This window comes from Bradyrhizobium oropedii (assembly GCF_020889685.1).
GTDB lineage: Bacteria > Pseudomonadota > Alphaproteobacteria > Rhizobiales > Xanthobacteraceae > Bradyrhizobium > Bradyrhizobium oropedii.
Map to the genome: position 1 here is coordinate 1 of NZ_JACMYO010000089.1, position 15,178 is coordinate 15,178.

Sequence of the window (15,178 nt, forward strand, 5' to 3'; positions counted from 1 at the left end):
GCCTCGTGATGCGACATATCTTCAGCCTGGGGTGTATCTCCATCGCATGGCGCTCGCTCCCGATATGCGAGAAAGACGCGTTGGAGCGATACTTCTGGCCGAAACGACGCACCGAATATTCAGGTTCGTGAAACGAGCAGAGTCGATGGATCCGTTTTGGGTCTACGGACTAACGACCTCGCGAGTAATTCTCGAATTATTCAATTCTACCACGATGCCGGCTACCAGGTCTTCGATCGTAAGGCCTACCCTGATCGCATCGACCGAACGATCGCGGCATGCACGGCTGCGTGAAGCGCAAAAGGTGTAAAGTCGGCTGACAACGCTGCGCATGTTAGGCGCTACGCCATGTGAAGCAGTCGAACGCCCGAAGGTACAATTTGCGCTTTCAAAGAATGCCCAGGCGATTGAGGATCATCCATCGTCGAATTCGACAAAAGACTAGCCACCAACAACATGACCAGCTCGGTGCGATCCGTTCACCGGTTGCAGCGCGCAGCTTGATGCTTGAATACGGCGTTCCACACCGCCTGCGATGCTGCTAGAGCCCGGCGGAGATGGCGATCCGCATCAACTCGGACATGCTGCGAACATTGGTCTTGGCCATGAGGTTCGCCCGGTAAACCTCGACCGTTCGCGGGCTGATGCCAAGATCATGGGCGATCACCTTGTTGATCTTGCCGGCCAGCAGTCCCTGCAGGACGTCACGCTCGCGCGATGAGACGTTCGCCAGGCGGGCTTCCGCCTGCAGTTTCGCTGCTTCATCCGCTGGCTTCGTTGGCCGCGCTTCCAAGGCACTATTGATCGCACGCAATAGCACCTCGTCCTCGAACGGTTTCTCGATGAAGTCGACCGCGCCCGTTTTCATCGCGTCCACTGCCAGCGATACGTCGCCATGACCAGTTATCAGGATGACGGGATAGTCGACGCGATCGGCCTTCAGTTTGCGGATCAGTTCGAGGCCACTCATGCCCGGCATGCGGATGTCCGATACAATGCAGTCAACCGGACCGCTCGCGACGTCACCGAGGAAGCCGTTCGCCGTCTCATAGGTTGCTACGCAGAAGCCACTAACATCAAGCAGAAACGCGAGCGAGTCCCGTATCGCGGCGTCATCGTCGATCACAAGAATGCGCCGCATGGTCATGCTTCTTCACTAGCCTCCGCAAATGGCAGGGTAAACTGAAAGACCGTGCCGCCGCCCGGATTGGCTTCCGCAACGATGTGGCCGCCATGGGACTCGATGATCGTCCGGCAGATTGATAGTCCCACACCCATGCCATGCTCCTTGGTCGTGACAAAGGGCTGGAACAGGCGGTCGGCGATATCAGGGCTGATGCCAGGGCCCGTATCAGCAATGGTAAATTTGGCGAGGCCATCGACTTTGGCAACTCCGACGGTCAATTCGCGACGCGGGCAGGAAGCCATCGCCTCGATCGCATTCCGTATCAGGTTCAGCGCGACCTGCTGGATCTGGATCTTGTCGACGATCATCGATGGCAGATCGCGATCGCTGCGCATAGCCACCCGCACGCCTTGCTCCTTGGCGCCGAGCAGGGCCAGAGCTACCGCCTCTTCAAGCAGCGTGAGCGGATTCTCCATTGTATGGTGCGTCTCGCCCTTGGCAACGAATTCCCGCAGGCGCTTGATGATATCGCCGCCGCGCAGGGCTTGCTGGGCGGCATGTTCGAGCGCATCACCGATACGGTTGGCGTCCGGCTTGTCTGAGGCCAGCAGCGTCTTTGCGCCACGCATGTAGTTTGTAATTGCGGAGAGCGGCTGGTTGATCTCATGGGCAATAGACGAGGCCATCTCACCCATGGCGGTCAGCCGCGACACGTGCACGAGCTCAGATTGCAGTTCCTGCAGTCGCCGTTCCTGCGCCCGCCGTTCGGTGAGGTCTCGGATGAAGCCGGTAAAGAACCGTTCGCCGCGCACTTTGGCCTCACCGACGGCAAGCTCCATCGGAAAGGTCGAGCCGTCGCTCCGCTCGCCGACCACGATGCGGCCAATGCCGATGATGCGCCGCTCTCCGGTAGTCAGATAACGTTCAATATAGCGGTCATGCTCGGCGCGGTAGGGCTCCGGCATCAACCTGGATACATTTGCTCCGACCACCTCGTCCGGAGACCAACCGAATAAACGCACTGCCGCGGCGCTGAACGAGCGAATGAAACCCTTCTCGTCGATCACGATCATCGCTTCCGGCAGGGTGTCCAGGATCGACTGCAGATGGGCTTGCCGGTACCGCGCCTGCTCTGATTCCCGCTGCAGCCGACCGCCCATGAAGCCGAGGAGGGGGCCAAGTACGGCGAATCCCGCGATATCGATCATGTTCGCCGAATCGGTAATGAGGCTTTTCCCAAGAAATGCCGCGCTGATGATCAGGCAGAGCAGCGTAGCGAAAATGGCCGGTCCGCGGCCGCCGGCGAAAGCGACAAAAACGATGACCGGAAGGTAGATGATCGTGAACGTACGGTCCTGAAGATACGGATCCAGCGCCGCGCGAAGCACGAGAGCCAGCGCGGCGGCTGCCGCGGCTGTGCCATAGCGGTACCAGATGTGGTCGGTCATAATTTGCGGTAAACCCTCTCATTCGATTGACTCTACAATGTTTGTCGATGCGGGGCCACCGGATGCAGCCGCGTTTGGGTTGCGCCACCTATTGTGCTGGGCGGCCGCCGCTATCTCGGCCAGATGCGCCAGTGCGTGGGCTGCACAGCGACGTGTTCTCCGGTCTTGGCCTTGACCCAGCCGCCGAAGATCCGGCGGCAAGGAAAAACCAACCGGTGAATGGCATTACCCTCGATCACCGCGATCTCCAGGTCCCGGTCAAAGGGCGCCGTTTCGATCCGCTCCCACGTCAGGTTGCCAATAGATCCTGGACGGTGTTCATCGCCGCTGGCTGACAAAATCAGGCAACCTTCCGAACACGACGGGCCGGATCGCTTAGCCGCTGCGCGGACGGGCTCAGCGCAATCTCGCCCAAGCGGCGCATGATCTCGATCACGCCAGTTGCGGTCCGGGTGCTTTGGGACGTGGTGCCGCCGAACCTGTCGTGCTGGGTCGTGATCCGATCGCCGACCAAAGGATTGGCGCTGCGAAACAACTCCCGAGATCCCGTCGCGTCGATCCGGATCAGCTCAAGCCAGCCCCGGTTAGTATCGATTACTGTTGTACAGCAGCTGGACTGCACTGTCGTCCCCGCAATCGTGCCCGCGGCGGGAAAAGTGTCGCCGTGGTCTGTCATGTCGAACATCCTTCGTCGGTCGGAAGTCTCCCTGTCCCACGGCGTCAGCATGGGGCGTTGAGTGTTAATGGCGTCGACCGCGTCCTTACGGGTCTGGCGGCGTCTCCAGGCCGGAACGGTACGACGCCAGAATTCGCTTGATGGCATTCGGATGGGCCAGCTGCGATCGACCCGAGCATCGCGCCGATCCGCAGGTCGATGAAGTGGGTAGCATCACACGCGCCGCAGGTAACCGGGTGCAGACGGCTCGGGTGCGTCCGGCAGCAGCCGTTGAGCCCGCTCGCCAGTATTTGGGCACGAAAAGATGATGGGGCGCCGAGTCTCTCTATCTGCCATGTGTCTGACCTTGACTGGAAGGTCGTTTTTATCCGGAAGCCCCCGCCGCAGTATTGATGCAGGTCAAAAAAGCTGATTGCGCGTCCAGAACGGCCCGCGGCGAGTGGTCGCTGCGAGCGCGCCGCAGGTAACGTGTACCAGCCCCGGGTAATTCGACAGGGCCGCGCGTCAGTCCGCGACACCTCTTGTTTAGCCAGTTTGATGGAAATCAAAATGCAGGACGCGCAATATGCGATGTTGAGGCGGCGCAGCTCAAGCGCATTGCACCATGACAACGCGTGTCATTGATGCTGCGAGAGCCGCGAAGGAGATGGTAAATTGATTGCTCGCCTCACATTGTCGTTGGTCTTGCCCGCGCTGATCGCAGCCATAGGCTTTGGCGCCGAAGCCTTAAACCTTGGGCTTATCGAAACTTTGGCTGCGACTAGCCTGATCATCGGCTTTGCCGTTGCGGCGGCAGGGTGGACCATCAGGAGCGAGAGGGGGGCGGTTCGCCCCATTTGCTCGCGTGCGGGCAGCTCTCGCCGCCGATAGTGCTTCGGCTCCGGCTCGCCAGAAATGGCTTTGCACGCTGCCTGGCAATCAGCCGGAGGTGCCCGGAAAGCCTCGTGTATGATCGAGATCAACGATCGGCATCTCGAGCTGACCGTCCATTCTGCTGCCAACCGTCTCTTCGAGAATTTCTGAATCAGCGCCGCCTCAACTCTATCGGTCCAACGCATGAGCAGACGAGAAGCTGCTGTTCCTGAGCCACTTCAAGCAGATATGGTCCGCCAAATCTGGACGCTTGGCGACTGCAGCTTCCGCAGGACGAAAGAGCACTCGCATCACGCTGCCCAAGGCTCGACCTTATCTCGACGAAGTCGAGAGCAGGCAATCTCTTTGGGATGCAGCTTGAGACAAATCAAATACTCTCGAGGCGCGAATGGCAGAATGGGGATAAGCAAACGCAGAGGAGCAGGTTGTCATGCCTTCATTTAACGTTCGGTTCATCAAGACCGTTTGTGACGATACCGGCCACGAGCATCGGGCCTGTCAGGCGGCGTTCAGGGTGGATGCCACCTCGCTGAGTGCTGCTGCACAGCAGGCAGAGACCAATTTCTGCAGGCAAAAAGGTGTCCACGATTGGACCATCTTCGCCGACGCGATGGAGCTTCGAACCCCGCCTGCATTGCCGCCGGCATGGGGTGGTTAGCTAGAGCGGCCAGCGAAGTCCGCCAAATCCTGATCGCGGGGGCAATCTGCCAATCGAGGCGCGATCATTGTCTTCCGAGCGTCGATCGAGAGAACAGCTCGCGATTCTGCCGCCAATTGAGCAGGCGCTCTGTTGTCCGCGGCACCTGAGTAGACCTCGCCTGACATTCGCGGCCTGCGGTTCTGCGGGCTCGTTGCAGCGCACCGCCGAGCCTCGTCCGGGCAGGGCGATCCGGATCGAACGATTTGCCCCCACAGACGTCTTATTTGATGCATGTCAAAAACAAATCTGCCTCCGCCAGCTATGGCTGCTTCGAGGGGTATGACACATGGTTAGCCAATCCGGATATATCGGTGGCCCTTGGGGCTTCAAGAAGCTGCTCAACCGGTTACGAGCGAGCCTGTCCCGGACAGCCGAACTGGCCTATTTGAGCGCGCACGACATCGACGCGATCGCGCGTGAAGTTAATCTGTCCACGTCCGATTTTCGAAGGATGGCGCAAAGTCCGGGCTCTCCTGAACTCTTAAGCAAGCGCCTCGCACTTGCCGGCCTTTCCGAGAATGCGCTTGCCGCCTGCCATGGAGACGTATTGCGCGATCTGCAGCGGGTATGCGGCCTGTGTCAGAGCAAGACCCGCTGCGCGGCCGACGTCGAGCGGCGTCAGTCTGTAAATCCCCTCAAAGGCTGCCCTAACGAACAAACCCTGCGCGCGCTCGCGCGTGAGATCGGGGACTCCCACAACGTTTTCGCGATTGATCGCGCTCAATCGTTCCGCCGCCGGAAAATGTGATTTCCTGGCAAGCCCGCGTTCAAAGAAGGCCAAGACATGACAAGCCCATCCCCCGCCTCGAAATCCATGACCATGGGTGAAGCAGGCCTGATGTCGGTATTCGCTGTTTCTGCCTACGTTTGCTTTTTCGCAGGGGCGATGGGGCACGATTCTGCGTTTAGCTTCCACGCATTGCTCGCTTCCGCCGCCAGTCTGGCCGCCGCAGCCGCCATCCTCAATCGCTACTATGAGCGCCCGGCACAATTGCCGCCGGCGCAGATCAAGGGCCGGCCGAATTACAATGTCGCTCCGATCAAATTCGCCTCGGTGATGGCGATGTTCTGGGGCATCGCGGGCTTTTCGGTAGGCGTTTTTATCGCGTCGCAACTTGCCTGGCCCGCACTGAATTTCGATCTGCCTTGGACGAGCTTCGGCCGGCTTCGCCCGCTGCATACGTCGGCCGTGATCTTTGCGTTCGGCGGAAACGTGCTTATCGCGACTTCGTTCTACGTCGTGCAGAAGACCTGCCGCACGCGCCTCGCTGGCGATCTTGCGCCGTGGTTCGTGGTGGTCGGCTATAATTTTTTCATTCTGATCGCGGGCACTGGCTATCTGCTCGGCGCCAACCAGTCAAAGGAATACGCCGAGCCCGAATGGTACGCCGATCTCTGGCTGACGATCGTCTGGGTGACGTATCTGCTCGTGTTCCTGATGACGCTGGTGAAGCGCAAGGAGCCGCACATCTTTGTCGCCAACTGGTTCTATCTCGCTTTTATCATCACCATTGCGGTGCTCCACATTGGCAACAATCCTGCATTACCGGTCTCCGTGTTCGGCTCGAAATCCTACATCGCCTGGGGCGGTGTGCAGGATGCCATGTTTCAGTGGTGGTACGGCCACAACGCGGTCGGCTTCTTCCTGACCGCCGGCTTCCTGGCGATCATGTACTATTTCATTCCGAAGCGGGCCGAGCGCCCGGTCTATTCCTACCGCCTCTCGATCATCCACTTCTGGGCGCTGATCTTCCTCTACATCTGGGCCGGCCCGCACCATCTACATTACACCGCGCTGCCGGATTGGACGCAGACCCTCGGCATGACGTTCTCGATCATGCTGTGGATGCCCTCATGGGGCGGCATGATCAACGGCCTGATGACGCTATCGGGTGCGTGGGACAAGCTGCGCACAGACCCGGTGCTCCGCATGCTCGTGGTCTCGGTCGCCTTTTATGGCATGGCGACGTTTGAGGGCCCCACCATGGCAATCAAGGTCGTCAACTCGCTCAGTCATTACACGGATTGGACCGTCGGCCACGTGCATTCCGGCGCGCTGGGCTGGGTCGGCTTTGTATCATTCGGCGCGCTCTATTGCCTGATCCCCTGGCTTTGGAATCGCCAGCTGTACAGCCTCAAGCTCGTCAACTGGCACTTTTGGATCGCCTCGATCGGGATCGTGCTCTACATCTCCGCGATGTGGGTGTCCGGCATCCTGCAAGGCCTGATGTGGCGCGCCTATACCTCGCTAGGTTTCCTCGAATACTCGTTCATCGAGTCCGTCGAAGCTATGCATCCCTTCTACATCATCCGTGCCGCGGGGGGCGCAATGTTCCTGATTGGTGCGCTGATCATGGCCGCCAATCTCTGGATGACGGTGAATGCAAAGGAAACCGATCAGATCCAGGACACTGGAGCGCTCCAAGTCGCGGAATAGGTCGTCGCATGTCTCTGTGGAACCGACACAAGATATTTGAGAAGAACTCGATTATCCTGATCGCAGGCATCCTTGCCGTGATAGCGGTCGGGGGGGTGGTCGAGATCACGCCGCTGTTCTACCTCAAGAGTACGATCGAGGCGGTAGACGGCGTGCGCCCGTACACCCCGCTCGAGCTTGCGGGCCGCAACATCTACGTACGCGAAGGGTGCTATCTGTGTCACTCGCAGATGATCCGGCCCTTGCGTGACGAGGTCGAGCGCTACGGACATTACTCGCTGGCTGCCGAGAGCATGTATGATCACCCGTTTCAATGGGGGTCGAAGCGTACCGGCCCGGACCTTGCACGCGTCGGCGCGAAATATTCCGATGAATGGCACGTCACGCATTTGATCAATCCGCGCGCCATCGTGCCGCAGTCGGTGATGCCCGGATATCCGACGCTGGCGAACACCGAGCTCGACCTCACCGATACGGCCGCACATTTGCGCACCAACCGGGCGGTCGGTGTCCCCTATACCGAAGATCAGATCAAAAACGCCGTCACTGACTTGAAGACCCAGCTCGATCCTGACAGCGCGGACCTCGCCTCGTTCCAGAAACGCTATCCGAAGGCAGCTGCGCGCAATTTCGACGGGATGGTTGGCAATCCGACCGAACTCGATGCGCTCATCGCCTACCTGCAGATGCTCGGTACGCTGATCGATTTCAAGCTCTACGACGAAAAAGCCAATCTGCGCTGAAGGATCCTGTGATGAAAGCCGTCATTTCCATCGAGAACCTGGCGTCAAGCTTCGTCGTGACCATCTGGACGCCGTTGTTCGTCGGCATCTTCATGGCCATCGTCGTTTATGCGCTGTGGCCTCGCAACAAGCGGCGTTTTGACTCTGCGGCGCGCATGCCGCTGCGCCGGGATTGACCAGACCATGACCGACCACAACGACTTCGATCGCATCTCCGGCCGCTCCACGACGGGACACGAATGGGACGGCATAAAGGAGCTCAACACGCCGCTGCCGCGTTGGTGGATCTCGACCTTCTACGCCACGATCCTTTGGGCCATCGGCTATTGGGTCGTTTATCCGGCCTGGCCGCTTCTCTCTAGCTTCACGACCGGCGTATTTCATTATTCGTCCCGCGCCAGCGTCGTCAACGACCTTGCCGACCTCGAGAAGCTGCGGGGCGAGAAGATGGCGGTTCTCGGCACATCCTCTCTGACAGAGATCGAGACGGATCCGGCCCTGCTGGCACTGGCCCGTGCGCGGGGCAAGACGGTGTTCGCGGACAATTGCGCGCCATGTCATGGGAGCGGCGGCGCAGGTGCCAAGGGCTATCCCAATCTCAACGACGATGACTGGTTGTGGGGCGGATCGCTCGATCAGATCCAGCAGACCATCCGGTTCGGCGCACGTTCCGGGCATGCTCAGGCGCATGAGGGGCAAATGCTGGCCTTCGGCCGCGACGGCATCCTCAAGAAAGATGAGATCGCCACGGTAGCGAATTACGTGCGATCGCTGTCAGCCCTGTCGACAGAGGCCAATTTCGATGCTGCCGCCGGCACGAGGATCTTTGCCGACAATTGCGCGGTCTGCCATGGGGAGAACGCCAAAGGCAATCAGGAACTCGGCGCGCCGAATCTGACGGACCACATTTGGTTGTACGGCTCGGATGAGGAGACGCTGATCGAGACTATCAGCTATGGCCGCGCGGGCATCATGCCGGCCTGGAGCGGGCGGCTCGATCCCATCACAATCAAGACACTTGCGGTCTATGTGCATTCGCTCGGTGGCGGACAATAGGCAAGAGCCAACCGGCTCATTGACGAGGCTCTGATGTAAGGTCGGCCATGAAGCTCGCCGTCAACGAGACAGTTTCGCGCGATGACCTGCCGATCGGCGAGGATGGGCCTCTCTATACAGCTCATAAGAAGGTCCATCCGCAGAGCGTCTGCGGCACTTTCCGCACGATCAAATGGCGGCTGATGGTGGTGTGTCTCGGCATCTACTATCTGCTGCCGTTCGTGCGTTGGCGGCGTGGCTTAGGCGCTCCCGACCAGGCGGTGTTGCTCGATTTCCCGAACCGGCGGTTCTACTTCTTCTTTATCGAGCTGTGGCCGCAGGAGCTTTATTACTTCACCGGGCTGCTCGTGCTTGCCGCCCTCGCACTGTTCTTGATGAACGCGCTGGGCGGACGGATTTGGTGCGGCTATCTTTGTCCGCAAACGGCATGGACCGATCTGTTCTATGCGGTAGAACGTTGGGTCGAGGGCGACCGTCGCGACCGGCTGAGGGCCGCCGCACGCCCGATGACAGTGGAGCGGGCGGCAAAGCGTGTCCTAAAGCACGCAATCTGGCTGATGATCGCTTGGTGGACCGGTGGCGCCTGGGTGCTCTACTTCGCCGACGCGCATACATTGGTGCGCGATCTGGCGACATTCCAGGCGCCTGCGATCGCCTATATCTGGATCGGGATACTGACCGCTACGACGTACCTGTTGGCCGGCTACATGCGCGAGCAGGTTTGCGTATATATGTGCCCATGGCCGCGCATCCAGGCCGCGCTTACCGACGAGTGGGCGCTCAATGTCACCTACAAATGCGATCGCGGCGAGCAGCGCTGCTCATTGAAGAAGTCATTCGATCTGCGTGCGCGCGGCGAAAAGATCGGAGACTGCATCGATTGCAATCAATGCGCGGCGGTCTGCCCGACCGGGATCGATATTCGCAACGGTGCCCAGCTGGGCTGCATCCAGTGCGGGCTGTGCATCGACGCCTGCGATGTCGTCATGAAGAAGATCGGGCGCAAAACTCGTCTGATCGGTTACGACAACGACGTCAATATCCGGCGCCGCATGGAAGGCAAGTCGGAGGTCTTCAAGCCGGTGCGTCCGCGCACGATCGTATATGCGTCTTTGATCTCGGCCGTCTGCGCGATGATGCTCTATGGGTTGTTGTCAAGAACGCTGCTCGATGTCAGCGTGCTGCACGATCGCAACCCCGTGGCGGTCAGGCTCAGCGATGGTTCGATTCGCAACGGCTACACGGTGCGTTTGCTTAACCAGCGCACCTTCGACCGCGTCATCGCGATCGACATCGATGGGCCGCCCCAAACGTCCGTCCACGTCGTCGGCGTAGATTCGGTGACCGTGGAACGACCGATGATTGTCTTGGCTCGAGATACCACGACAGAACTACGCTTATTGGTGACTGCGCCGGCCGACGACAAATCGGAACGGTCGATGCCGCTGAGAGTTCGGGTCACCGACATTGGCCTCGGCGAGGTCGCCTCCGCAACGGATCACTTCATCTTCCCCTAGGAAATCACTGACGGGATCTTCCCATGACCGCATCAATTCCAGTCGCGCGGCCAATCACCGGACGCTTTGTCGTGATCGCTATTGTCGCCTTTTTTTCGGTCGTGATCGGCGCCAATCTGGTCATGATGCGCTTTGCCATCACGACGCTGCCGGGAACGGAGGTTGACAGCGCCTACAGCGCGAGCCTCGCGTATCAGCGTGAGATCCTGGCTGCACGGCAGCAGAACGAGCGAAACTGGCAGGTGCAGGTACATGTCCAACGGCAGTCCGATGGTCGGGCCGTGCTTGCGATCGAGGCACGCGACCGCGCAGGCGCGCCTCTGGCGGGAATGAATTTCGTGGCCCGGCTCGAGCGACCGGTCGACCGCCGGGCCGATCGCGCGATCAATGTGGCGGAGGGAAATGCTGGAACCTACTACGGGAGCGCGGAGGGGATCGCTGTCGGGCAGTGGGATCTCTTGATCGACGGCAGGGCTGACGGCCGCCGCATGTTTCTGTCGAAAAACCGCATCGTCCTGGACTGAGAACACATGGGCATGCAGCCGGACATCGACTTTTCGCACTATTTGAAGAGGACAGGCACGGGCCTCGTCCAACTCGACCTCGCGGTGGAGGGGATCAATTGCGCGGGATGCATGGGCAAGATCGAGCGCAATCTGTCGAGCATTCCGGACGTGACCTCGGCACGCGTCAATCTCACCGATAACCGGTTGGCGCTGGAATGGAAAGCAGGCGCGCTCGATCCGGCGCTATTCATCAAGCGGCTCGCCGAACTAGGCTATCGGGCATATCCCTTTCAGCGGGACAATGCGGAGACACTGGAATCGGAGCGGGCGCGAGACTTGCTGCGGCGACTGGGCGTCGCTGCCTTTGCCGCGATGAACGTTATGATGCTCTCGATCCCGGTATGGTCTGGCAATGTCTCGGACATGCTGCCGGAGCAGCGCGACTTCTTTCACTGGCTCTCCGCGCTGATCGTGCTGCCCGCCGCGGCTTATTCGGCGCAACCGTTCCTCTCTTCCGCTTTTACCGCGCTACGGGCGCGAGGGGCCAATATGGACGTGCCGATCAGCATCGGCATCTTGCTCGCGTTGGCGACTTCGCTGATCGAGACCATCGCTCATGCCGAGCATGCATATTTTGATGCGGCGATCATGTTGATCGCCTTCCTACTCGCAGGCCGCTATCTCGACCAGAACATGAGGCGGCGCACCCGCGCCTTCGCCGGCAATCTTGCCGCACTCAAGGCGGACACCGCCGCGAAGTTCATAAGCCCGACGGAGATCAGAACCGTTCCGGCGTCAGCGATCAAACCGGGGGACGTCGTGCTGGTGCGACCCGGCGAATGCTGTAGCGTCGATGGCAACGTGATCGAGGGGTGCTCCGAGGTTGATCAAAGCCTCATTACCGGCGAGACCTTGCCGGCGCTCGTGGCGCCTGGCAGCGCAGTGTTCGCCGGTACATTGGTGCGATCCGGTAGCTTGCGCGTCCGCGCGGTAGCGGCCTCGGACGACACGCTGCTCGCCGAGATTTCCCGCCTGCTTGATCATGCCCTGCAGGCGCGCTCGCGCTATCTGCGCCTAGCCGAGCGCGCCTCGCGGCTCTATGCACCGATCGTTCACGCAACGGCCTTCCTGACGATGCTGGGCTGGCTTGCCTCTGGCGCGACCTTGCATGACGCGATCGTCACCGCGATCGCGGTCTTGATCATCACCTGCCCTTGCGCGCTGGGTCTGGCTATACCCGCGGTACAGACGGTGACCTCCGGCGCCCTGTTCCAGTCCGGCGTGCTGCTCAACGCCGGGGATGCGATCGAGCGTATCGCCGAGGTGAACCGGGTGATCTTCGACAAGACCGGAACGCTGACGTTGCCGGAGCTCGATGTCACCAATCTCGCCAGCATTCCCGACGACGTCGTCAGATTGGCGGGCCGGCTTGCGTTATCGAGCCGCCACCCGGTCGCCGTCGCCGTGGCGCGAGCTGCCGGCGCAAGCGAGCCGCTGGCCGATATCGAAGAGGAGCCGGGGCGGGGCGTCAGGGGTTACTATCATGGGTCGGAGATCCGGCTCGGCCGCCCCTCCTTCTGCGGCGCTGACAGCCTCGCTGACGAAACCCTTTGCCGCGAACCCGAGGCTTCTGTCGTCGTCTTTAGCCACGGCGACAGCAAACACGTCTTCGCCGTCCGCCAACGCATGCGGCCAGACGCGGCCGAGGTCGTCGCGGGCCTCGCGAGCCTTGGCGTCACGGTAGAGATCGTGTCGGGGGATCGCGAGCCAGCAGTTCGGCGCACGGCGGCGATGCTCGGCATTCAAAACTGGCGCTCCAACGTCTCGCCGACGGATAAGGTCGCCCGAGTCGAAAGCCTGACGAGCGAGGGGTACAAGGTGCTGATGGTCGGCGATGGCTTGAACGACGCGCCCGCGCTCGCAACTGCTCATGCCTCGATGTCGCCCGTCACGGCCACTCATCTGAGCCAGGCGGTCGCTGATGCGGTCTTTCTCGGTGAGCATCTTCGGCCTGTGATGACGGCGGTCATGGACTCGCGCAAGGCGCTCCGGCTGATGCGGCAGAATCTGTGGCTCGCGGGCGTCTACAACGTCCTGGCGGTGCCGGTAGCGATCGCCGGCCTGGTGACGCCGCTGATTGCCGCCGCGGCGATGTCAGGTTCGTCCGTGCTGGTCATGCTCAATGCGCTGCGGGCGCGAAGGAGCGAGGCAGTCTGATGGAGGTCTTGGTCTATCTGGTTCCACTCGCTCTTGCACTCGGCTTCGTCGGCCTGCTCGGCTTTCTGTGGTCGCTGAACAGTGGCCAGTATGACGATCTCGATGGCGCGGCCTGGCGCGCCGTCGCCGATGACGAGCCCAACGAGCCTTCGGCGCCGGTCCAAATGGTGCAAATGGACCAGCGCGATTGCGGAAGTGCTGGTCAGCGCTGTGCAGGTGAGTGCTAGCTCGGCCGTTCCAGTGGTCCACAGCGCTGCGAGACACGCGGTCGCAAGGCCAGGCAGCGATAGCTTGTTGATCAAGGCAATGCGCCATGATCAGCAACAGATGCTCGGTAGCACGTCGGGCTACCGAGACACCGCGATAGCTGCAAGTCGCGCCTCGAGAATCCGTCGCCTTCGCGAACGCAACGAAAGCCCGGCAGCTGCAGCCTCATCGGTCATCGCAATTTTGACCGCCAATCAATCGAGTGACGATATCGCATTATCCGGCAAGCTTGAGCCCGGCCTCGCGGTGAGGACAATGCTCGATGGATACGGCCGGTCCGCTTTGGATCGGTGAGGCTGAGCATCTTATCACGAGATTGACGTGGCCCAATAGGGCGAACGCATTTTTCGCTGCGCAACAACTTCGGTCGCGGACGATCAAGCGTCGGCTTCGTCTCTCTCGCCAATATGCATACATCACAAAAGCAAATTGGAAGAAGATCGTGCCATCAAGGCTGAAGCGCGGCCGCTCATCTTCACGACAGCCGAAGCCTCTCTATGAGAGATCATCGCGGGCGCTGAAATCACAGCGTTCTCGGTCCTGCGTCAAACGAAGTGAAAGCTGTCTGTTCATACGAACAGACTTGTCCCTCCGATACCTTGAGCCGAGACCGGACGACGGGTAAAGAGAAGATTCGATCTGGTGTTCTCGCCAGCCCAAGGGAGGCTCTGGCAGTCTAGATGGCGCCGCGCGCCAAGCGTGGTAAGGGCGACCGTTGGTGGAGACCGCTACGATGTCTCATAGGGCCTCGATCATTGATCTCTCCACGCTTAACACAAATCACGAACCTGCCCGATTTGGAGTTATTCAGGCTTACCGCAGCCTGGTCGCTCATTTCTTTCCAGAAACATGTTAGTCCGCGTGCTTAGCTTCGAATAACAGGTGTCGATCGAGAGGCTGCGTTCAATTATAACGAAGCCTCTCAAGACGGCATCTGTACCAAGTTTACAATTCCACAGCCGCAACTAGTCCACACGCCTTGTCTTCTGAACGAATGATGGAGCTTATACGCTGGCGCGAGTTCCTATGATTGTCTCTTTTTTACGGTGTCGCTCTGAAAAAACTGTGTTACAAGCCGCTCCTCTCAAAAGGAGCATTCATTGTGAAAAAAGCAACCAAGAAACGCGTTAAGCGGCGCGAGTGGACCAAGGCAGACATCAAAGAGCTCAAAGTCCATTCGAAGGCTCGGACCCCGGTCATAAAAATAGCAAAAATGACCAAACGCAGCGTCGGTGCGCTGCGCCAGAAGGCCTTAAATCTCGGAATCGGACTCGGACATCAGCGGTAGCTTACTGAGCAGCGCTGGTAGCCGGCATAGTAGGGCGGCTCGCGGGCCGCCCTTTATGGCCATTGAAATTGTTTTGCACATTGGCCTGCCTATTGCTGTGGAAAGAGCTTTTCACGTACTTGGCTGTCATTGTCGCGGAACGGGCAGCAGCACTTCGTCATCCTTTGAGGTTTCTTGAAAGGATGTACAACCGCGAAGGCCGCTTTGCCCGGTATGATCGAGAGTCACGACACAATCTTACGACCGGCCATACCTGTTTCGAAGGTTTCCCGCCTGGAAATTGTCTCGACGCTCGCTCGTTGCCGTTAACGTTCGAAGAATGCG

16 protein-coding genes are annotated in these 15,178 nt (G+C 59.9%); 13 read left to right on the forward strand and 3 right to left on the reverse strand.

Features of this window, described 5'->3' with window-relative positions; genetic code table 11:
• Positions 1 to 541: 541 nt before the first annotated feature.
• Positions 542 to 1,147 (reverse strand): response regulator FixJ, encoded by a 606-nt coding sequence (gene fixJ / locus H8A95_RS23750; RefSeq protein WP_229167677.1) that lies wholly within the window; start codon positions 1,145 to 1,147, stop codon positions 542 to 544.
• Complete coding sequence (locus H8A95_RS23755; protein ID WP_229167676.1) at positions 1,144 to 2,574, reverse strand: PAS domain S-box protein; 1,431 nt, start codon at positions 2,572 to 2,574, stop codon at positions 1,144 to 1,146. Before H8A95_RS23755 ends, fixJ begins: the two co-directional genes overlap by 4 nt.
• A gap of 131 nt (positions 2,575 to 2,705) precedes the next feature.
• Between H8A95_RS23755 and H8A95_RS44210 the strand changes: the two genes are divergently transcribed.
• Complete coding sequence (locus tag H8A95_RS44210; RefSeq protein ID WP_312001037.1) at positions 2,706 to 2,909, forward strand: hypothetical protein; 204 nt, start codon at positions 2,706 to 2,708, stop codon at positions 2,907 to 2,909.
• 5 nt (positions 2,910 to 2,914) lie between these two features.
• On the opposite strand, the gene H8A95_RS23765 is transcribed toward H8A95_RS44210, so the two are convergent.
• Positions 2,915 to 3,250, reverse strand: coding sequence for a hypothetical protein (locus H8A95_RS23765; protein ID WP_229167675.1), 336 nt, complete (start codon positions 3,248 to 3,250; stop codon positions 2,915 to 2,917).
• Between the two features lie 1,303 nt (positions 3,251 to 4,553).
• Between H8A95_RS23765 and H8A95_RS23770 the strand changes: the two genes are divergently transcribed.
• The 12 genes from H8A95_RS23770 (at position 4,554) to H8A95_RS23825 (ending at position 14,854) form a co-directional block, all read left to right on the forward strand.
• Positions 4,554 to 4,781 (forward strand): hypothetical protein, encoded by a 228-nt coding sequence (locus H8A95_RS23770; protein ID WP_229167674.1) that lies wholly within the window; start codon positions 4,554 to 4,556, stop codon positions 4,779 to 4,781.
• Positions 4,782 to 5,109: 328 nt separating this feature from the next.
• Positions 5,110 to 5,571 carry a hypothetical protein gene (locus tag H8A95_RS23775; RefSeq protein ID WP_229167673.1) on the forward strand — a complete coding sequence of 154 codons (462 nt, stop codon included), beginning with the start codon at positions 5,110 to 5,112 and terminating at the stop codon, positions 5,569 to 5,571.
• Between the two features lie 36 nt (positions 5,572 to 5,607).
• Complete coding sequence (gene ccoN, locus H8A95_RS23780) at positions 5,608 to 7,260, forward strand: cytochrome-c oxidase, cbb3-type subunit I (protein ID WP_229167672.1); 1,653 nt, start codon at positions 5,608 to 5,610, stop codon at positions 7,258 to 7,260.
• An 8-nt stretch (positions 7,261 to 7,268) separates the two neighbouring features.
• Positions 7,269 to 8,003: a cytochrome-c oxidase, cbb3-type subunit II gene (ccoO, locus tag H8A95_RS23785; RefSeq protein WP_229167671.1), complete on the forward strand. Its 735-nt coding sequence runs from the start codon at positions 7,269 to 7,271 to the stop codon at positions 8,001 to 8,003.
• 11 nt (positions 8,004 to 8,014) lie between these two features.
• A complete protein-coding gene (locus H8A95_RS23790) occupies positions 8,015 to 8,179 on the forward strand; it encodes a cbb3-type cytochrome c oxidase subunit 3 (RefSeq protein ID WP_229167670.1) in 165 nt (54 codons plus the stop codon).
• A 7-nt stretch (positions 8,180 to 8,186) separates the two neighbouring features.
• On the forward strand, positions 8,187 to 9,059 hold the full coding sequence (gene ccoP / locus H8A95_RS23795) for a cytochrome-c oxidase, cbb3-type subunit III (protein ID WP_229185283.1): 873 nt from the start codon (positions 8,187 to 8,189) through the stop codon (positions 9,057 to 9,059).
• A gap of 47 nt (positions 9,060 to 9,106) precedes the next feature.
• A complete protein-coding gene (gene ccoG / locus H8A95_RS23800) occupies positions 9,107 to 10,576 on the forward strand; it encodes a cytochrome c oxidase accessory protein CcoG (protein WP_229167669.1) in 1,470 nt (489 codons plus the stop codon).
• Between the two features lie 23 nt (positions 10,577 to 10,599).
• Positions 10,600 to 11,100: a FixH family protein gene (locus H8A95_RS23805; RefSeq protein WP_229167668.1), complete on the forward strand. Its 501-nt coding sequence runs from the start codon at positions 10,600 to 10,602 to the stop codon at positions 11,098 to 11,100.
• Between the two features lie 12 nt (positions 11,101 to 11,112).
• Positions 11,113 to 13,299 (forward strand): heavy metal translocating P-type ATPase, encoded by a 2,187-nt coding sequence (locus tag H8A95_RS23810; protein ID WP_229167679.1) that lies wholly within the window; start codon positions 11,113 to 11,115, stop codon positions 13,297 to 13,299.
• Complete coding sequence (gene ccoS, locus H8A95_RS23815; RefSeq protein ID WP_229167667.1) at positions 13,299 to 13,526, forward strand: cbb3-type cytochrome oxidase assembly protein CcoS; 228 nt, start codon at positions 13,299 to 13,301, stop codon at positions 13,524 to 13,526. Before H8A95_RS23810 ends, ccoS begins: the two co-directional genes overlap by 1 nt.
• 67 nt (positions 13,527 to 13,593) lie before the next feature.
• On the forward strand, positions 13,594 to 13,860 hold the full coding sequence (locus H8A95_RS23820) for a hypothetical protein (protein ID WP_229167666.1): 267 nt from the start codon (positions 13,594 to 13,596) through the stop codon (positions 13,858 to 13,860).
• A gap of 808 nt (positions 13,861 to 14,668) precedes the next feature.
• Positions 14,669 to 14,854, forward strand: a complete 186-nt coding sequence (locus H8A95_RS23825; RefSeq protein ID WP_076829490.1) for a hypothetical protein — start codon at positions 14,669 to 14,671, stop codon at positions 14,852 to 14,854.
• Positions 14,855 to 15,178: the final 324 nt, after the last annotated feature.